At 39.9% G+C, this 18,740-nt stretch carries 18 protein-coding genes; 6 read left to right on the plus strand and 12 right to left on the minus strand.

The genetic code is table 11. The features are described 5' to 3' along the window. Positions 1 to 58: 58 nt before the first annotated feature. On the plus strand, positions 59 to 559 hold the full coding sequence (locus tag QI30_RS17430) for a GNAT family N-acetyltransferase (protein ID WP_126991857.1): 501 nt from the start codon (positions 59 to 61) through the stop codon (positions 557 to 559). Between the two features lie 55 nt (positions 560 to 614). On the opposite strand, the gene putP is transcribed toward QI30_RS17430, so the two are convergent. Further along, entirely contained in the window at positions 615 to 2,099 is a 1,485-nt protein-coding gene (putP, locus tag QI30_RS17435; protein ID WP_126991858.1) for a sodium/proline symporter PutP, read from the minus strand. A 179-nt stretch (positions 2,100 to 2,278) separates the two neighbouring features. Further along, positions 2,279 to 3,562 carry a sigma 54-interacting transcriptional regulator gene (locus tag QI30_RS17440; protein ID WP_126991859.1) on the minus strand — a complete coding sequence of 428 codons (1,284 nt, stop codon included), beginning with the start codon at positions 3,560 to 3,562 and terminating at the stop codon, positions 2,279 to 2,281. A gap of 387 nt (positions 3,563 to 3,949) precedes the next feature. On the opposite strand from QI30_RS17440, the gene QI30_RS17445 reads away from it, so the two are divergent. Next, positions 3,950 to 4,138, plus strand: a complete 189-nt coding sequence (locus QI30_RS17445; protein WP_126991860.1) for a hypothetical protein — start codon at positions 3,950 to 3,952, stop codon at positions 4,136 to 4,138. Between the two features lie 46 nt (positions 4,139 to 4,184). Here the strand turns inward: QI30_RS17445 and QI30_RS17450 are convergent, their stop codons facing one another. The 5 genes from QI30_RS17450 to QI30_RS17470 all read right to left on the minus strand — a co-directional run bounded on the left by QI30_RS17450 (position 4,185) and on the right by QI30_RS17470 (position 8,664). Continuing rightward, positions 4,185 to 5,345, minus strand: coding sequence for a GGDEF domain-containing protein (locus QI30_RS17450; RefSeq protein WP_126991861.1), 1,161 nt, complete (start codon positions 5,343 to 5,345; stop codon positions 4,185 to 4,187). A gap of 203 nt (positions 5,346 to 5,548) precedes the next feature. After that, a complete protein-coding gene (locus tag QI30_RS17455) occupies positions 5,549 to 5,818 on the minus strand; it encodes a hypothetical protein (protein WP_126991862.1) in 270 nt (89 codons plus the stop codon). A gap of 207 nt (positions 5,819 to 6,025) precedes the next feature. Continuing rightward, a complete protein-coding gene (locus QI30_RS17460; protein ID WP_126991863.1) occupies positions 6,026 to 7,414 on the minus strand; it encodes a sensor histidine kinase in 1,389 nt (462 codons plus the stop codon). Continuing rightward, the gene (locus QI30_RS17465) at positions 7,411 to 8,088 is read right to left on the minus strand and encodes a response regulator transcription factor (protein WP_126991864.1); all 678 of its coding nucleotides are present in this window, start codon (positions 8,086 to 8,088) and stop codon (positions 7,411 to 7,413) included. The genes QI30_RS17460 and QI30_RS17465 overlap by 4 nt, the downstream gene beginning before the upstream one ends. 78 nt (positions 8,089 to 8,166) lie before the next feature. Next, positions 8,167 to 8,664 (minus strand): GNAT family N-acetyltransferase, encoded by a 498-nt coding sequence (locus tag QI30_RS17470; protein WP_126991865.1) that lies wholly within the window; start codon positions 8,662 to 8,664, stop codon positions 8,167 to 8,169. Between the two features lie 135 nt (positions 8,665 to 8,799). Between QI30_RS17470 and QI30_RS17475 the strand changes: the two genes are divergently transcribed. Further along, positions 8,800 to 9,279 (plus strand): YbaK/EbsC family protein, encoded by a 480-nt coding sequence (locus tag QI30_RS17475; protein ID WP_126991866.1) that lies wholly within the window; start codon positions 8,800 to 8,802, stop codon positions 9,277 to 9,279. 622 nt (positions 9,280 to 9,901) lie between these two features. Here QI30_RS17475 and QI30_RS17480 read toward each other — a convergent pair. Then, complete coding sequence (locus QI30_RS17480) at positions 9,902 to 10,780, minus strand: diacylglycerol/lipid kinase family protein (protein ID WP_126991867.1); 879 nt, start codon at positions 10,778 to 10,780, stop codon at positions 9,902 to 9,904. Positions 10,781 to 10,792: 12 nt separating this feature from the next. Then, a complete protein-coding gene (locus QI30_RS17485) occupies positions 10,793 to 12,817 on the minus strand; it encodes a DEAD/DEAH box helicase (RefSeq protein WP_126991868.1) in 2,025 nt (674 codons plus the stop codon). Positions 12,818 to 13,007: 190 nt separating this feature from the next. Between QI30_RS17485 and QI30_RS17490 the strand changes: the two genes are divergently transcribed. Both QI30_RS17490 and QI30_RS17495 read left to right on the plus strand, forming a co-directional pair. Then, positions 13,008 to 13,457: a universal stress protein gene (locus QI30_RS17490; RefSeq protein ID WP_126991869.1), complete on the plus strand. Its 450-nt coding sequence runs from the start codon at positions 13,008 to 13,010 to the stop codon at positions 13,455 to 13,457. Positions 13,458 to 13,513: 56 nt separating this feature from the next. Continuing rightward, positions 13,514 to 13,951, plus strand: coding sequence for a universal stress protein (locus QI30_RS17495; RefSeq protein ID WP_126991870.1), 438 nt, complete (start codon positions 13,514 to 13,516; stop codon positions 13,949 to 13,951). A 39-nt stretch (positions 13,952 to 13,990) separates the two neighbouring features. On the opposite strand, the gene QI30_RS17500 is transcribed toward QI30_RS17495, so the two are convergent. Beyond that, positions 13,991 to 16,078, minus strand: a complete 2,088-nt coding sequence (locus QI30_RS17500; RefSeq protein WP_126991871.1) for a histidine kinase dimerization/phospho-acceptor domain-containing protein — start codon at positions 16,076 to 16,078, stop codon at positions 13,991 to 13,993. A gap of 89 nt (positions 16,079 to 16,167) precedes the next feature. Next, positions 16,168 to 16,869 carry a response regulator transcription factor gene (locus tag QI30_RS17505; RefSeq protein WP_126991872.1) on the minus strand — a complete coding sequence of 234 codons (702 nt, stop codon included), beginning with the start codon at positions 16,867 to 16,869 and terminating at the stop codon, positions 16,168 to 16,170. A gap of 245 nt (positions 16,870 to 17,114) precedes the next feature. On the opposite strand from QI30_RS17505, the gene QI30_RS20495 reads away from it, so the two are divergent. Next, on the plus strand, positions 17,115 to 17,279 hold the full coding sequence (locus tag QI30_RS20495) for a hypothetical protein (protein WP_158621059.1): 165 nt from the start codon (positions 17,115 to 17,117) through the stop codon (positions 17,277 to 17,279). 164 nt (positions 17,280 to 17,443) lie between these two features. Here the strand turns inward: QI30_RS20495 and QI30_RS17510 are convergent, their stop codons facing one another. Beyond that, positions 17,444 to 18,739 (minus strand): arsenic transporter, encoded by a 1,296-nt coding sequence (locus tag QI30_RS17510; protein ID WP_126991873.1) that lies wholly within the window; start codon positions 18,737 to 18,739, stop codon positions 17,444 to 17,446. Between the last annotated feature and the right edge of the window lies 1 nt (position 18,740).

Below are 18,740 nucleotides of genomic sequence, written 5' to 3' on the forward strand. Positions count from 1 at the left end.
GCGATTTTTTTGCGTATTATGATATTCTGAATATATTAATTATTTAGGAGTGATTTTAATGAACGGCGCTACTTACCGCATTGCACAGCTAGAAGATTTACCACGTATCGTAGCTATTTATAATTCAACTATTGCAAGCCGCATGGTGACAGCAGATACTGAGGAAGTTTCTATTGAAGATCGTACGCCTTGGTTTCACGAGCATACACCTACTCGTCGCCCACTTTGGGTAATGGAAATGAATGACGAAATTTGCGGTTGGATTAGTTTTCAAGATTTTTATGGACGTCCAGCGTATAATGGGACAGTCGAAGTCAGCATCTACATAGATGAGCGCTTCCGCGGACATGGTTTAGGCAAACAGGCGATTCAATTTGCATTAAACGCTTGTCCAGACCTAGGTGTCGAGACATTACTAGGCTTCATTTTCGGGCACAACGCTCCAAGTCTCGCGCTATTCAAACATTTTGGTTTTAGCCAGTGGGGCTTTTATCCAGAGATTGCTGAGCTAGATGGCGTCAAATGCGATTTAATCATTCTCGGAAAGAAAATCAATTAATTGCCATACATATAAAAAAGCCGGCATCACCTATTACGGTAATGCCGGCTTTTCTTTAACGACTTTCTTCTTTTAAAATACGAACCGTTTCATCAAATTCTTCGTCAATCGCATTATTTTTCTTATACGTTAGAAGACTGACAACTATCGTAACGATAAATGCTAATACAAAGCCTGGTACGATTTCATAAAGCATAGCACTTAAGACTTCATTCGACCCCCAAATAAATACGACTACTGCACCGACTACCATGCCTGATAGCGCGCCCCAGCTTGTCAGCTTACGCCAGTAAAGTGCAAGTAAAATCGTTGGCCCAAATGCGGCACCAAAGCCTGCCCATGCAAATGATACTAATTTTAAAATCGTCGCATTTTTTTCCCATGATAAGTAGAACGCTACGATTGAGACAATTAATACAGCCATACGGCCCATAAAGACATAATGCTTATCAGAAGCTGTTTTATTAAATAACTTTTTGTAAATATCCTCTACTAGCGCAGATGATGTCACGATTAATTGAGAAGAAATCGTACTCATAATCGCGGCTAAAATCGCCGCTAGCATAACACCTGCGATAAATGGATGGAAGAAAACTTGTCCAAGTGCGATAAATACTGTCTCAGGGTCATCTAATGTTAAATTATTTTGTTTAAAGTATGCTACACCGACTAATGCCGTCGCTAAGGCACCGAATAAACTTAAAAACATCCAGCCAATGCCGATACGACGTGCCTGCTTAGTTTCTTTAACGCTTGAAATCGCCATAAAACGAACGATAATATGCGGCTGACCAAAATAGCCGAGTCCCCATGCTAAACTTGAAATAACACCGGTTGCTGTTGCCGTAGCAACAAAGCTCAGCAGCGATGGATTGACTTCTTTAATTGTTGCAACGGTTTCCGAAAAGCCGCCTGTATAGTAAAGACCAACTGCCGGCACTGCAATCAGTGCGACAAACATCGTTAGACCTTGAATGAAATCCGTATAACTTACGGCTAAAAACCCACCGAATAATGTATAGGCTACAACAACGCCTGCTACAATGAATAGCCCTGTATGGTACGAATAACCGAATGAGCTTTCAAAAAATACGCCGCCCGATACCATCCCAGATGATATGTAAAATGTGAAGAATACTAAAATAATAAGACCTGTCACCATACGAACGAAACCTGTGCTATCTTTTAAGCGACTATCTAAAAAGCTCGGAATCGTAATGGCATTTTCTGATACTTGTGTGTAGACACGTAGACGCGGTGCAACGATGCGCCAGTTCGTATAAGCACCAATTGTTAAACCAATTGCAATCCATCCCTCTACTAAACCTGATAAATAAATCGCTCCTGGTAAGCCCATTAATAGCCACCCTGACATATCGGCTGCGCCAGCGCTTAATGCCGTGACAGCAGGGCCAAGTGAACGCCCGCCTAACATATAATCCGTCAAATTCGACGTGCGACGAAACGAATACCACCCAATTGCCAGCATCGCAAGCATATAAAGTACGATGGCCACTAGCTGAAAACTGTTATCTGACATCCTAACTCCTCCTTGTTTTCCTGACTTAACCGCGTTAATAATCGGAAAAGTCTAAATTTTGAAACGATAATAAAAACGCTTTCATTGTACTTTTACCCATTTAGAGAAAAAACTATTCACGAATCATTAAATAAATTATGGCACGAAAAAAGGATTTTGCAAATGCAAAATCCTTTTGCTTAACCTTCAAATTTTTTCAATCGGTATTGCAAACTCTGACGGCGGATATCAAGTGCTTTTGCTGCTTGTGATACATTGCCATCAAACAGCTCTAGCGCATTTTTAATATAATACTCTTCCATCTCCTGCATAAAAATCGTCAGTGGACGAATATCTTGCTTCGATGTTACTACAATCGATTGCACCGGTTTTACCTCTTCGTCATTTTGTACTTTCCAGCGGAACGACATCGGTAACTGGTCAAAGTCGATTTGGCGCTCGGTCGTAATCGTACTCATCGTTTCATCTAATAATACTTCAAGCTCTTTTAAATTTCCTGGCCAATCATAGCCCATAAAAATTTTCTCTACACGCGCTGATAGGCCATCTAATTGACTACCCGTTGTTTCACGATAACGCTTAAAATAATCATCAATAAACGGCTGAATATCCTCCTTGCGCTCACGTAATGATGGGACACGGACGCATACAGACGCAAAGAAGTAATATAGCGCTTTAGATAGCTTTTGCTCGCTAATTAAATCAATCGGATCATCGCCAACAGATGCAATGAATTGATTGTTTTCTTGATGATCTTCAAATAATTCCAGCAAGCGCTCTTGCCCCTCTAGGCTTAAATATTCTAAACGCTCACAGAAAATAGTGACGTGGCGGTCCTCTTCAAAAAGTGCCTCAATTTGCGATAACAACGCGGCTTCATCATGTCGACAAATCAATGTCACAAACTGCTCCTTATGCACCGGTGATGCATGATGAATACCTTCTGCAATCATATCTTTTCCGGCACCTGATTCTCCGTATAATAGTACCGGCATTTGATTTTCAGCAGCCATGCGCGCCTTTTCAATGACACGCGCCATTTTTTTAGATACGGCCGTAATCGTCTCAAACAATAAAGGTTTGCCGTAACGACGAAGCGGCTGATAGGCGAGTAGTTCCCGCTCCGTAATATCGCGCATGATTTCAACAGCACCGATTAATGCCTCGTCTTGATACACCGGGGTTAAATCCGATAATGTCACAAACTCTTCGCCTGACTTCAGCCAGTAGTTTTGACGATGATTTTTAATCGCCTGCTCCGTTTTGAGTACATGATAAATCAAACTATCCTGACCGCGTGCATCCAGTGCCTGTTCCATGCGCTCGTCACTTGAAATACCTTTTAGCTCACGCATTTTTTCGTTAAAAATAAGCGTTTTCCCCTGTGTATCAACCGCATGAACCCCCACTTCGATATGGTTCGTAATATAGCGGTACATCTCCGTTAATTCCATTCTTTTCATGGCATGCCTTCCTCTCGCTTAATGTCATTAAAAGCAAAATAAATTGTCTACACTTTACTTAAACATTTAATTATAATGCAAAAAAATTATGCACCCGATGTTTTTGTTCTTTATTTTATTATACCCTACATTATTTTGATGGCCTCTTTATTTTTTTAAAATATTGAAATACCTGAAAAGTCATTTAGACGAAGCATAAACTTTGACGCTCTGTCGTAATGGCTGTATAGTATTCATATGAACAGAATAAAAGGTCAGCCATCTCACAACTGATGTTCTTTTCTGACAGCTGACACAGACAGCAACATCGAAGAAACGTTGGAAAAATACGAAAACCGAGATTATGTCGCTGTAAGTCAGCCAACTACTAACTAGGAGGCTTTTTACATGACAAAATTCCAAAATGTAAAAATTAATGACAAAGTAATCGTCGAAAACGACAACCGCACAACAATCGGCACTGTAATGACAATTGGTGAGCACCAATTATCAATTCATACAGCCGATAACCGTCTATCGACTTACCATATTAATGATATTGATGAATTAGCGATTTTACTTGATCCAGTCGCTTAATGTATATAAAAAGGAGGACGCAGCAATGCGACCTCCTTTTTTCTATTTATATCTCAATTGTCACTTCTTCGTAGTAGCGGACGCAATTTCGACCACTACGTTTTGCCTCATACAATGCCTCATCTGCTTCTTTAAACAGTTGTGTCATATTTACTTCTGTAGCAATATGCGAATGAGACACGCCTAAACTAACAGATAATACTGCTTCAAAAGGGGATGCTGCATGTGGAATTTGCGCTTCAAATACAGCCTGCCTCACCTGTTCAGCAAATGCTTTTATCGTTGTATTATCATCGTCGTGATGGAAGCGAACGAACATAAATTCTTCGCCACTATAGCGCGCAACAAAGGTCTTCTCTGCTCCTGCCTGCTGTTGCAAAATTTTTGCAACCATTCGTAAAGCATGATCACCTTCTAAATGACCATAAAAATCATTGTAATGCTTAAAGGCATCAATATCTAAAATCACTGCACTCACTTGTTGATTTTCAACTTGCAAATGTTGGTCCATATAATGATACAACCCTCGACGATTTGCAAGTGTCGTCAATTCATCACGCATCGATAAATACGCTAATTCTGTATTCAGTGCCTCTAACTCTTCATTCGTTTCACTTAATAACTCACGTTGCATATGATTTTGGGCGGCAACATTGTATAAAAAACGCGAGCCAATTGTCGCAAACACCATAAACACCGTAATGTTAATCATATGCCCTAGAAAAATATCTTCATTTGCTTGTGCTTCATACATCGCAAATGAAATAATCACTAATGGAATAAACTGCATGACCATAAATTTACGCATCGAACAATGATACATTAACACACCGACTAATACATTCGATAAATAAGCGGTCACCTGTCCATACGAGAGTTGGTCTAGTACTGTTAAAGCACCACCCCAAAAAATAAAAAATACATAATAACTAAAAATAAAACGATCTAAAAAACGAATATGCTGTTCTTTATTAGGCATCCACCATAGCAGTGTTAACGATACAACTGATACCGTTAATAAAACAATATAAAAAATAACATAGTAATGTAAGGACAATCCATGTTCAAAAATATTACGTATTAATAAGGCAACTTCAAAAATGATGACAATAATTAACGAAATTTTAGCACGGTTAACATTATCAATCGTTAATTGACTAAAAAATGAACAGCCTGGTTTCGTTTGTAAAAATAACAATGATTGCATTTGATTCTTCTACTCTATTCGCTAGTATCTATAGATAGTAAACCCCTTATCATCTAGTATAGTACAAATTTTGTTTATGTATCTAGAATAGTTCTACTCATTTAATAGGTCTATACGTTCTTTTTTGTAATCACAAGGGTTACTTTTAGTTCATTATTCAAAAAGGCCGTCCTAAATGGACGACCCAAAACCGAGGACTATAATTAGTTTCTTACTTTTTTCTTTTTCTTAGCAACTTGCTTTTTTTTGCTTGTTTTTTTTGTTTGCTTTTTAACCGCTTTTTTTGGTTTATCAGGAACAATTAATGTATCGACATATGCCGGATTATTGTCGCTCATCGTCGGCATTGTATACGTTTCGGTTTTTGTCTCATACTCAATTATTTCTTCATCTGCCGCAAACGCTTGTGCTGGCCCTACTAACATCACTGTACCCATCATTGTCAACATAATCATTTTTAGGTTTTTTCTCATATTCTTTTGTACTCCTCGGTTTTATTTTTCTTTTTTATTTCTCTAATAAACCTAAAATACCATATTTATTAAAATTTTAAACATTTTAATTGAAAAATAGTTATATTATACTAAATATTAATCATTTAAAAACTAATTTTCAGACAAAATAATAGAGAAAATGAAATAGCATCTCAGCAGACACTCCCTACATTTTCTCTATTTTTTTTATTTAGCTTGTTTTTTTGGTAATAACACCGTAAACATCGTGCCCCTATGCAACGTGCTATCGACCGTAATTATACCATTGTGTAGCTGTACCATTGATTCAACAATTGATAGACCTAATCCTGAGCCTGAGATGGTTTGCGTACGAGCATCATCCGCACGATAAAAACGCTTAAAAATTTGCTGGCGTTGTTCGTCTGTCATGCCAATGCCACTATCTTTTACTTCTAGGCGTACTTTATCTCCATCATTTGTAGCAATCACTTCAATACTGCCACCATCACGATTGTATTTAGTTGCATTCGTCAATAAATTATCGACAATCGTTCCTAACATGACTGCATCTGCTTCAAGTTCAATATCCTCAATTTGAGAGCGCAACATAATGCCTGCTTGCCCAATCTTCCAGCGATGCTGATGAAGCATTTCATGTAATAAGGCTGTGAAATCCACTTTTTCAAATTTCACTAAATGCTGCATTTGGTCAATGGATGTTAGTTGTAGCAATTGCTGTGTTAAATTGGATAACCGCTGAATCTCACTATTAATAACGTCAATATACACTTTCTTATCCTCATTCGTTAGTGTATCTTTTGCCAATAAATTCGTATAGCCTTTAATACTAGAAAGTGGCGACTGAATATCATGCGACACATTTGAAATAAATTCGCGGCGTACATCTTCCATTTTCGCAAGCTGTGCCGTCATATATGAAAAGCTCGTTGCCAGTTGCCCGATCTCATCTTTCGTCGTCACATCAAGTGGCACATCAAATTTCCCTTCTGCAATGACATGCGTTGCACGTGTCAATTTACGAATAGGCTTGACCAAATAATACGTACTAATAAAAACAAATAAAATACTTAATAAAATAGCTGCTGCAAACATAACACCAAATAGCCCATGCATTTCATTAAATAATAATTTAATATCTGGTCGTAAAAATAATGCATATTGATGCTGATCATGTGAAAGCTTCACACCCACCGTATTAGACAATTCATTGGCAAAAAAGCCTGTCACAAATGTTTGTTGTGGAAAATCACGTATGCCATGATAGGGTTTGCCCGCTAAAACGTCGTCAATGGCTTGCTTTGATATTGTTGTATCGCGAAACGCCGAACCGAAAAAACGTTCATTGCCATTATCCTCGACAATATAAAATTGATAGCCAATTTCAGATAAATTCTCTAAATATTCATCTAGTGATATATCTGGATGCAAGGACGTAAATTCTGCAATACTTTGTGCAATACGCATATTTTTCTCATCATTTTCAGGCTTTAACTTTTGCTGGTAATAGCCATTTGCCAATACAAAAGCGATAAGCGAGCTCACAACCATAATACAAGCCGTTAAAGCGACAAATTTTGTATACAGCGTCTTCATGCATAAACCTCTAGCATATACCCAACACCGCGTACTGTCTTAATTTCAATGTCTTCGACTAAATCACGGAAATGCTCTCGTAGACGTTTGACGTGCACATCGACTGTACGCGTATCACCTACAAAATCAAGTCCCCATACATGCTCAATCAGCTGTTCACGCGTAAAAGCTTGTCGTTTATTCGCAACTAAAAAACGGAGAAGTTCAAATTCCTTCGGTGGCAAGAAAAAGGTTTCATTGCCTACGACGACTTTAAAACTCGCTGTATAAATCATTAAATTGCCTGCCTTTAGCACGTCACTGTCTTCCTGTACATGATAGCGTCGCAGTAGCGCTTTTAAGCGAAATAATAGTTCTTGTACATCAAAAGGTTTCACTAAATAATCATCTGTACCCGATTCATAGCCTTTCGCTTTGTCATTAATTTGATTTTTTGCTGTCAGTAAAATAATAGGTAGATCAATATTTTTACGCAGCTCTTTTGTTAATTCAAAACCGTCCATAAATGGCATCATTACATCAAGCACTGCCGCATCAATTACTTGTTTTTTTGCAATGCTCAGTGCCTCCATACCATCCTTCGCTGTTAGAACGTCATATCCAGCATCTCGTAATGTCAACGATACAAGTTCTAAAATATGTACATCGTCGTCAGCTACTAAAATTGTTACCATCGTATTCACTCCTCTATCCTTCATCATACAAAATGCATAAAAAAAGGCAAAGCGAAATGCTTTGCCCTCAACTCACGATTATTGTTCATCAATAAAACGTGTCATATAATATTCATCAATATATCGTCCATCAATTAACATGGCATCTTGCTTTGTTCCTTCAATCGTATAGCCCATTTTACGGAAGAGGAAGATGGCCTTTACATTATTCGTTAACACCATTAACTCTAGACGGTGTAAGCCATTATCACGCGACCAAGCATGCATATGTTCGAATAACTTCGTGCCGACACCTGAACTTCGTGCCTTACTATGCACGCCAACAGCGATTGTTCCGCAGTGCTTCGTGCTATGTATGACACCACGCTTCACTTGCAGATAACCAATAATATCGCCCGCTTCCTCCGCTACAAAGATCGTCATCGAATCTTTATTGTCCGTTATCCACTTCGCAATCCGCGCTTCATTTAAATCGATTTCTCCTAGCTGGAACACAACTGAATCATATGCATCGGCATTTTTAATTACTTCTACTAATTGTGCCGCATCGTCTGCTGTCGCAATACGAATATCCATCCAAACACCACCCCTTTTACTCTTTATCTGTTTATTACCCTCTTTTCATAAGATTAACATGACAATCCTATGTTAATTTTTACTACTTCAAGGATAACAGAATGTTCTGTATAATTGAAAGTAGGAGGAGATAGTATGAGTTTAGCATTAGCAGAAAAACATTTAGCTCAGTTTCACGTAAATGAGCGTATTCAATTATTAAATGAATCATCCGCAACAGTAGAAGAAGCGGCCAATGCATTAAACTGTGAGCCTGCAAGAATTGCGAAATCTTTAACATTCGGTGTTGGCGATGATGCAATTATGATTGTTGCAGCTGGGGATGCCAAAATCGACAATAAAAAATTTAAAGAACAATTTGGTGTCAAAGCGAAAATGCTCGCCCCAGAACATGTAGAACAGCTTGTCGGTCATGCAGTCGGTGGTGTTTGTCCCTTTGGTGTACCACAAACCGTACCGATTTTTTTAGATGCTTCACTGAAACGATTTACAACGGTCTTTCCTGCATGCGGTACAGCGAACAGTGCTATCGAGCTAACCATTGCTGAGCTCGAAACATTTAGCAATTACCGACAATGGATTGACATCGGTAAGGGCTGGCAATTGGAGGTATAATTTTTTAGCGCGTAGAACGATTTCATTTTTCAGAAATGGATCAGAGGCTCAAGAAGCGTGTTTTGGCTACGACATAACTGAAAATATGTGACAACGCCAAAAATAATTACGCTTTTACATAGAAAATAACAAATCTTTATGAAAAGCTGTCATTTATCGCAATTTTACGGGCGCGAAAAAAGCCGATAAAAACCCAAAATGACGAAAAACAGGCGCAAAATCGAGCTCTGAGGGGCATTTTTCGCACACTTGAAGCGTAAATTTTCACGCACGTCCAAAAATGCATTGTCATTTATTCAAAATGCTTCTATACATGTTGCATCGACCTATTCCGGCCCGAAAACACCCCTTTTCCAGACGAAAAAGGGGTGTTTTTTGCTGCTTTTTCATGAGCTTTTAATAAAAAAAGCGTTGTCAACGCGCAAATTATTTGTATAAAATACGCTACTTTTTTGTTATTTATCGACGACTAGGCAAATTTCCACTAAAGTGTTGTGTCTTATCCCCTAAGGCTGTCGCTTACTCATAAATATGTCGTATCTAAAAGACGCTTTCTGAAGTTATCCACTATTTTTCTTAAAAAATAGAAAAGATAATCGATTATCATGACATGCGACATTTTCTATTGACGTTTGCCATATACCGTAATATGTTTTGGCAAGATAGAGAAATGTGCAGGCAAATGCTCCATCATATCTCCATCAACATTAAGTTGAATGTCGGATGGTCCATTAATCGTCATTTGATGCGCTCGAAATGCATGCACATCTTTATCATCTCGGAATGTTCCAGCAGCAATTTTCGTCATCAATTTCGCGATTGTTAAAACAGAGCCAGATTTCACAACAAACCCATGTAAATAGCCATCATCTACAGCGGCCTGATCCGCAATTGTAGACATACCTCCTACAGAATTTGTTAGCGCCACTAATACGAGTAAAGACTCCTCTGAAAATTGTTGACCGTCTGCGTCAATATCAAAAGAATAGGTTTCGTGTTGAAATGCTGCCTTTGTACCTTCCCATGCATACGCAAGCGAGCCAAGCATTGATTTTTGCTCACTCGATACATTGCCCACCGAGTCTGGCAATGAACCGATTGCTACAACATTTGTAAAGTACCGACCATTGAGCTTACCAATATCCACCTCTACGGATGGACCACCAATGCAGGCAATTGCTCCTTCCACATCAAGTGGAATGGACAATGCACGTGCAAAATCATTTACTGTCCCAAGAGGTACGACACCAACCTTTGGACGATATGTTTGTTCGGCTAAGCCATTAATACCCTCATGCACCGTTCCATCACCTCCAACAAGCACCACTAAATCTAGTTGCTGCTTGCAAGCTTCTTTGGCAAAGTCCGTTGCATCGCCTTCCTTTTGTGTTTCACAAACCGTCACCTCATAATGTGCTAATTGTTTTTTTAATTGTTCAATACAAGATGTGCCTTGCTCTTTGCCTGATGTTGGATTTATAATAATCATCGCTTTTTCCATCGCTTTTCGCTCCTACTCACTACTTTTTTTAAAAATGAACGTTACTGTATTACCGCATTTCATTACGTCATGTAACTCATCATAAAAGCTACCTCCCTCAATTCCAGATAAATGACACCAAGCTTTCGTGCGTAACAACGCTATAAATAATTCATTGCGTAATAATTGATTCCGTTCATCCATTGCAAGTTTATCAATACCAACAACATACAGCATATATGCCTCATGCCCACGCGCTCGCTCTACAGTTGATACCGTCACAGCCCCAGGCACTGAAAACGTCCTATCATCTGGAATATGTGTCGGCACGCCACGTTCTGCTAGCCCCGTTGCTACTTCTTCTAACAATTTCTCATCTTCGCCAAAGACGAGCACTGCGATATGCCGCGTACAATCGAGCTCATCTTCATGTATATTTTGCTGTAGACGCTTCGCTAAATCGTCAAGCTCCTGTGTACGTGAGGCATACGTTTCAAGCGTTACTAAATCGCCATTCCATAGCTTGGGCACACTATTTGGTGAATGCTCTGGTGGGCGATATAACACAATTTGCTCCCCTTCTTGGAACACGCCCATCCGCACTTCGTAACCCAAATGTTGCCATGCATCCTTCGTCGTAATGCCAGCCAACATTCCCTCTTTTCGCAGTAGTCCCATACCGATTGTGTGTGCCGCAACGATAATCGGTCCAGGTGTACGATAGCAGCGATGCATAATATCACTTTTTAACAAGCCACCCTTATGCATTCCTGTCACAAAATGACGAAATGACGGCTCCTCGCCAAATAAATCGCGTGCGGTCGGTGTCAACATTTTGGTTAAATCCGTACTCTCATCGTACGCCCAAATTAAACGGCGATTTACCTTCTCATTTTCAATTGGCTGTACGAGCTGATAAGCAAGCCAGTAAAACGCTTGTTTATCCTTATAACGATACTGCTCGTCTGATACAAAGCATTCGCCTTCATCGATTAATAATGCATCATATAGTTGTGTAAAAATATACACATTGCTTAAAAAGTCTGTGCATAATGCGCCAACTAAATCACTATCCGATCTAATATGCTGCTGCTTTTTCAGTAATTGGTGTGTTGGTGGCTCATAGCTATGCGCTTCACAAATTGTCGCAAAAAAGCCATCATCACCGAAAAATGATTTTACCTGAATATGTGATTTTGCTGTCTCATAACTTACCGCATCATTACTAAAATAACGTAGCCAATGGTCGATTTGGTCGATAATCGTTTCTTGCAAATGCGGTGAAAAATATACAAAGCCAATTTGCCAATCTGGATATTTCAAATGCATATGCGCTGCTTTTTGACACTGTACAACGGTTTTCCCTGTTCCTGCAATGCCGCGAATACGCTGCTGTCCTGGTGGAATAATTTTACCCAATTCATTTTGCTTTAAATCTACTTCCTTCGCTTGCTTTGATAACTCATAAACCACTTCATAGCGTGTGCCGGTCTTCGTTGGTCGCTGTTCGCGCTCACGTAGGCGAATACCATGTAATAACGACTGTACTAATAAAAAGCGCTCGTCATTAAATCGAGCACCTTTTATTTGATATTCAGCATCTTTCATCGTTTGCCATAGGCGGTTAGGTGTCAGCTTATTGCCGAATATAAAATGCGCATCGTCCATGTCATGTTGTGCAATATGCGGGACGACTACAAAGGACTTACCGTGTATTTTATTTTCTGTACGTGGATCTCCTCGATTAAAGACTTCCATTAAACTTTCTAGCTGTATTTGAGCACGCTTTTTTTCTTGCCGTAATGTTGCCGCATCTACTTCACCTGTATGCACATGCAGCATCAAAATGCCTTCCTCTCGGTCAATAATTAAAATATCCGGTTGTTCGAATGTATCTTCTATTTTTGTATATAAAGGAAAGCGCCAATAACTTTTGCTATCGCGCTTTGCAAAAATTTCTTTTATCGTTTGCCAAAGGAGCCAGTCATGTGAATCCTTTGAACGTTCAAGACGTTCCATCTCAATAAAGCGTTCCATCATGTTGTCACTATTCTTCACGTAGATCACTCCCATTCTCGATATTAATTACCCTATACCCACATTTCTTCGAACAAATACGGGTATAGACAAGGTAAGGAGGAATTGACAATATTCACCTTATTCATTTTTGTGCCACAAGTGCCAGTCAATGTTTAAAGCGCTTACAAAAGTGCTATATAACCAATAAAACTACTAGGGAGGGTTTCACATGTATGAGAAAATCATGGTTTGTGTAGATGGAACGGAAATGTCGTATAAATTGTTTGAACAAGCAATTGTTGTCGCCGGACGTTATGATTCGGATGTCTATTTAGTACGAATTATCGATATGCGTGCTATCCCCTATATGAAAAGTTATGCAGCAATGACCTTTGATCAAATGACTGAGGATGCGTATAAAAAATGTCAGGAAGTTGTCGCCTCCTACAAAGCAAAATCCGATACGCCTGAACGCTATGACCGCGTCAATATTATTGTCGAAGCAGGATCTCCTCGAAAGTTAATCACACCGAAAATTGCGAAGGAAATAAATCCTGGTCTTATTATTTGTGGGGCACGTAGTCCGAAAAAAGGCGCAGAACGCTTTGTTGGTAATGTAACGATGCATATTTTAAATACGGCAAAATGCGATGTGCTTGTCGTTCATCCAGATTTGTAAAAAGTTGTCGATTCCCCTCCCCGCACCATGTATACTAGGTGTAGGGAGGGATTTTTATGTATCAACATATTTTAGTTTGTATTGATGGCTCTGAAGTATCACCACTCGTTTTAGAACACGCAATTGACGTGGCGGGGCGCCATACCGCAAAAATTCATGTGGCGAATGTCGTGGATACACGCAACTGGCCTAGCTTTGAAAATTTAACACAGACAGAAGAACAGTTAAAACAAGCAGCACATGCAAAGGCCGAAGAAGCGGTGAAACAATTCATTGAAAAAAGTGGTTTACCAGAAACACAATTTGATGTCATTGTCGAAGCCGGTTCTCCGCGCTCGATCATCACAAAAAAAATCGCCAAAGATGTTGGTGCCGATCTTATCATCATTGGTGCATCAAGTGTCCGTGGCTTAGACCATCTTGTTGTCGGTAGTGTCGCAAGTGCTGTTTTACGCACCGCGACTTGTGATGTACTTGTTGTACGTCGCCCGTAAGAAAAAAACCCAGCCAAATCGGCTGGGTTTTTTATATTACTACGGCAGTTTCACGGTCACTTTAAATAAATCGCCATCCACTTGAATTACTAAATGTGTGCCATGTAAGTTGGCAATGGACTGCGCAATCGCAAGACCAAGGCCAGAGCCTTCAGTGTGGCGTGATGCATCGCCGCGTTTAAAGCGGTCCACAAGCTCATCGACATTTTCCGTTAATTCATAGGCAGAGACATTTTTAATAGTCAGTGTACCTGCTTTTAATTGCACATGCACACGTGTGTTAGGCGCGCTATATTTAATGGCATTACCGATTAAATTATCAATCATACGTGCCCATTTCGCCGCGTCCACCGTCAGTGAATAGCTTTCTGTATCAAACTGTGTGCGAATCGTTAATTGATGCGCGGTCGCAAGCTCTTCATGCTCCCCAACAAGCTGCTGGAGTAACTGGACATAATCAATCGTCTGCTTATGCAACTCAACCTGACCAGATGCCATTTTTGTGACATCAAATAAATCATCAATCAAGACTTTTAATTTTTGCGTTTTCGCATCGAGCACCTCAATATACTTCGCATGCTCCTCAGCCGTTAATGCCGGATTTTTTAGTAAGTCTGTATACGTCATCATTGCCGTCAGTGGCGTTCGTAAATCATGGCTCACATTCGTAATCAGTTCGGTCTTCATACGCTCACTATTTTGCTTTTCAGCCATTGATTCATCGACACCCATTTTTAATTGCTGAATGCGCTGTGAATGCTTCGCAAGCGGTGACGAGCCTGTTAGCGCTGTATTCTTGTGACCAAGTAAGGCTTCATTCGTTTGATCCATCACTTGTTTCATCGCCGCTAAATGCTTCAGTCCCTTGTACATAATGGGTAGCATCACAACGAGCCATAAGAAGATGTAAATAATTAGTATACTACTGTTGAAATTATACTGCATAACAATGAGGAATCCAATCCCTGCTAGGAAAAAGGCAAACCAAGAAAATAGCGTAAAGAAAGTATATTGTGGCAGTTGAAGTGCCTGTGCAAGCATTTGACCAAACTTCACTGAAAACAAGCGCTCACGTACATTTCCCTCGCGGAATGCATAAACAATATTATGCATAAATTGCAGTAGCCAATAAATTAAGAAAGCGGAAATGGCCCACATACTAATAAGGGCAAAATAATCGATAGTAGAACCATAGTAACTCTGTGTGAAGATTGATGTCACATTTCCGCCAATTAATAAGCCAATCACGCCAATCACAAGCGATAGCACAGCTAACACTTCAATCGGCCAAGATAGCTTCGGATATTTTTTGCGTATTGGCCACCATAAAATTAGCGCGACAACACATGCAATGATACCTGCAATTTGAATGATTTGTAATACAAGCTTCGACTGCTCAGCTTGCGTTATAGCCTTTCCAAGCTCGGTCGTAGCTTTTGCTGATGCTGGTAAATACCACTGAATATCGTATGTTGCATCCTCCGCTGGGATAAGCTCAAATTCTAAGACATCTTCAGGAGCATCGTACCATTCATAATAATAGTCATAGGGATTAAGATTAACATTTGATTGTTTTTCAGAGAATATAGCTTTTTCCGTTGTATCTTCATTTGAGAATACTTGTCCCGTTTTTGTATTCGTTGCTTTATAGACAATACCATCTAACTGTGCATCATCATTTTTTAAACTCTCATAATATTTTTTAATATGCTGTTTTTTTATAGGCAACACAATTTTCGTTGTAAACGCATCGTCATTATAAATTTTTTGATTGTAGCGAAGTGCTGCTTCTAGCTCCCGCTCCAGCGCCTTTTTTTGCTTAGCTGATGTTTTATAGCTCATAACGTTTTTATACGCACCGCGAAGATTTTCTGTCCGTTCATTTTCTGAGCTTGCTAAGCTTGCACGGTACATCTGTAAATCTGCATCGGTTACGGTCGTGTTTTTCAGTAAATCCTTTAATTTATGCTGTAAAATAATCTCCTTCTCTATTAGTGTCATATTATTTCCAGCTATATTTTGAACATTTTCAGCATCCTTCGCCGGATTATTAAAGCCAAACATAACATATGCCACAAGTGCGACACAGCTCAGCGCCAGCAACATACTAATAAATCCTCTTCTCACCTTTATCACCTCATCATTTTAATAAGAGAAAGTGAACAGCACATACAATAATTGTCGATAAGCCTAATATCGTTGCAATAATCGACCAACTACGGCTGCTCAATTTTATAGCCGACACCCCATACTACTTTCACATATTGCGGATTTTTTGGATTAGCTTCTACTTTTTCGCGGATTTTACGGATATGAACAGCGACGATGTTCGCCGCATTATAAGCAGGTTCCTGCCAGACCGCTTCGTAAATCGCATCTATTGGATAGACACGACCAGGATGCTGCATGAGCAACGTCAAAATTTGAAATTCAAGCGGTGTTAATTTCACTTCATTGCCGCTGACAAAGCATTGCTTTGTTTCCACATTGATGCTCAAATCACCGACGTCTATCGTCGCCGCATTATTTTCTACAGCATATGTACCAAGCGTCATATAGCGGCGCAGTTGAGACTTCACGCGTGCCAGTAGCTCAAGCGGACGGAAGGGCTTCGTCATATAATCGTCCGCACCGACAGATAGCCCTAGGATTTGATCCGCTTCCTCTACTTTTGCGCTCAGCATAATAATCGGAATATTACGCTCTGCTCGAATTTTAAATGTCGCCTGAATCCCATCTAATTTTGGCATCATGACATCTAAAATAATTAAATGAACCTCTGTTGTCGCGAGTAATGCAAGCGCCTCTTCTCCGTTCTCTGCCTGTACGACCGCATACCCCTCATTTCTCAAATAAATTTCAATTCCGCTGCGAATATCCGCATCATCGTCGACTACTAAAATCGTATACATGTCCATTGCCTCCCTCTCGAAGTACCTCTATCGTATAAATAATTTCTTAACATTTGCTTATAATAATTATGAAGAAATTCTTAAGTTTTGTCTGCCCCTCTTTAAAAATGACGAAATGATTACAATTTCACGATAATATCCCTATTTTTAGCGGCCATTCATGAACTTTTTGTAACGGCTTTCTTTTTGCTGTAGTCATAAGCGAAAAAATCACCTATAATAAGCGTAAACGGATTGGAGGTTATATACCTATGATGGCTATTATCACTACTATCATCTTCATGGTAATTGGTATCGGTTCAGTGCTTGCGCTTTTCGTAATCAACGCATACGATATCAACTATTTATCACTACCACCTGAAGAAATTGAAAAACACCGCCAAGCAAAACGTAACGGAACAAAAGTTGCTCATTAGTTTTGACTTGTAAGAGACTTTGACTGTTGTCTAAGTCTCTTTTCTTTACCTTCGTACAACAAAAAAAGCAGAAATCGCCTACTGACGATTTCTGCTTTTTCTATGTATGTCTAACGTAATTCATCACACACACAATTTCCATTCCACAATCCCTATTTGTTATCCTACAGAAGTATCAGGCGAATGTAAAGCCCTAAAAGCGTAATTAGCAAAATAGGTGGCGTTAAACGTATGCCTAGCTTGAAATACTGGCCCCAAGAAATGCGAATTCCTTGCTGACGCAGTACATGCAGCCACACAAGGGTCGCGAGCGAGCCAATCGGCGTGATTTTAGGTCCTAAGTCTGTACCAATAATATTGGCATAAATAAGTGCCTCACGTATGATACCACTTGTCGATGTCTCGGCAATTGCGAGCGCATCAATCATGACGGTCGGTAGATTATTCATCACAGAGGATAATACCGCCGCAATAAAGCCCATTGAGATGGTTGCTGCAAATAAACCATGCGATGCGCACCACTCAATGACCTCCGCAAGCACCGTTGTAAAGCCTGCATTGCCCATACCATAAACGACAACATACATTCCAATGGAAAATAACACAATATTCCACGGGGCACCTTTGAGTACAGCTTTCGTTTTTACCGTATCTGAACGACTGGTCGCCACTAAAAACAGTAAGCCTGTTCCAAGGACGATAAACGATACCGGAATATGAAGTGGCTCACTAAGAACATAACCAACAAGTAAAATGGCGAGGACGACCCATGACCAGTGAAAGAGCGTCTGATTACGAATGGCCGTCTTTGGTGCCTTTATCGACGCGACATCATAGTGCTTTGGAATATGTTTACGGAAATAAATGGACAATACCGTAATCGTTGCTACGAGTGAAAATAAATTCGGCACGAACATACGCGATGCATATTCCATAAAGCCAATTGAAAAAAAGTCCGCCGAGACGATATTCGTTAAATTACTAATCGTAAACGGTAGCGATGTCGTATCCGCGATAAAGCCACTTGCCATAATAAACGGCAGGAGCATCGCCTCTTTAAAGTGCAGATTTCGCACCATCGCGAGGACGATTGGCGTTAAAATAAGCGCGGCCCCGTCATTGGCGAATAATGCAGCCACAACCGCACCGAGTACGCTAACGTAAATAAATAAGCGAATGCCGCTTCCTTTTGCGAGGCGCGCCATATGAAGCGCGGCCCACTCAAATAAGCCGATCTCATCTAAAATAAGTGACACTAAAATAATACCAATAAATGCAAGCGTCGCATTCCACGTAATGCCGATTACTTCTTTTACATCACCAAAATCAACGACACCTGCAAGTAGAGCAACAGCGGCACCAATACACGCTGTCCACCCGATATTAAAGCCTTTCGGTTGCCAAATGACGAAAAAAATCGTCACAGCAAAAATTCCGAAAGCGAGTAAAAATGTTCCCACA

It is taken from the genome of Candidatus Kurthia intestinigallinarum (genome assembly GCF_003991225.1).
GTDB lineage: Bacteria > Bacillota > Bacilli > Bacillales_A > Planococcaceae > Kurthia > Kurthia populi.

What these genes read in the sequence shown, in the direction of transcription:
- QI30_RS17430 (WP_126991857.1), top strand. Translation starts at nt 59, where the DNA reads ATGAACGGCGCTACTTACCGCATTGCACAGCTAGAAGATTTACCACGT.
- putP (WP_126991858.1), bottom strand. Translation starts at nt 2,099, where the DNA reads ATGTCAGATAACAGTTTTCAGCTAGTGGCCATCGTACTTTATATGCTT.
- QI30_RS17440 (WP_126991859.1), bottom strand. Translation starts at nt 3,562, where the DNA reads ATGAAAAGAATGGAATTAACGGAGATGTACCGCTATATTACGAACCAT.
- QI30_RS17445 (WP_126991860.1), top strand. Translation starts at nt 3,950, where the DNA reads ATGACAAAATTCCAAAATGTAAAAATTAATGACAAAGTAATCGTCGAA.
- QI30_RS17450 (WP_126991861.1), bottom strand. Translation starts at nt 5,345, where the DNA reads ATGCAATCATTGTTATTTTTACAAACGAAACCAGGCTGTTCATTTTTT.
- QI30_RS17455 (WP_126991862.1), bottom strand. Translation starts at nt 5,818, where the DNA reads ATGAGAAAAAACCTAAAAATGATTATGTTGACAATGATGGGTACAGTG.
- QI30_RS17460 (WP_126991863.1), bottom strand. Translation starts at nt 7,414, where the DNA reads ATGAAGACGCTGTATACAAAATTTGTCGCTTTAACGGCTTGTATTATG.
- QI30_RS17465 (WP_126991864.1), bottom strand. Translation starts at nt 8,088, where the DNA reads ATGGTAACAATTTTAGTAGCTGACGACGATGTACATATTTTAGAACTT.
- QI30_RS17470 (WP_126991865.1), bottom strand. Translation starts at nt 8,664, where the DNA reads ATGGATATTCGTATTGCGACAGCAGACGATGCGGCACAATTAGTAGAA.
- QI30_RS17475 (WP_126991866.1), top strand. Translation starts at nt 8,800, where the DNA reads ATGAGTTTAGCATTAGCAGAAAAACATTTAGCTCAGTTTCACGTAAAT.
- QI30_RS17480 (WP_126991867.1), bottom strand. Translation starts at nt 10,780, where the DNA reads ATGGAAAAAGCGATGATTATTATAAATCCAACATCAGGCAAAGAGCAA.
- QI30_RS17490 (WP_126991869.1), top strand. Translation starts at nt 13,008, where the DNA reads ATGTATGAGAAAATCATGGTTTGTGTAGATGGAACGGAAATGTCGTAT.
- QI30_RS17495 (WP_126991870.1), top strand. Translation starts at nt 13,514, where the DNA reads ATGTATCAACATATTTTAGTTTGTATTGATGGCTCTGAAGTATCACCA.
- QI30_RS17505 (WP_126991872.1), bottom strand. Translation starts at nt 16,869, where the DNA reads ATGGACATGTATACGATTTTAGTAGTCGACGATGATGCGGATATTCGC.
- QI30_RS20495 (WP_158621059.1), top strand. Translation starts at nt 17,115, where the DNA reads ATGATGGCTATTATCACTACTATCATCTTCATGGTAATTGGTATCGGT.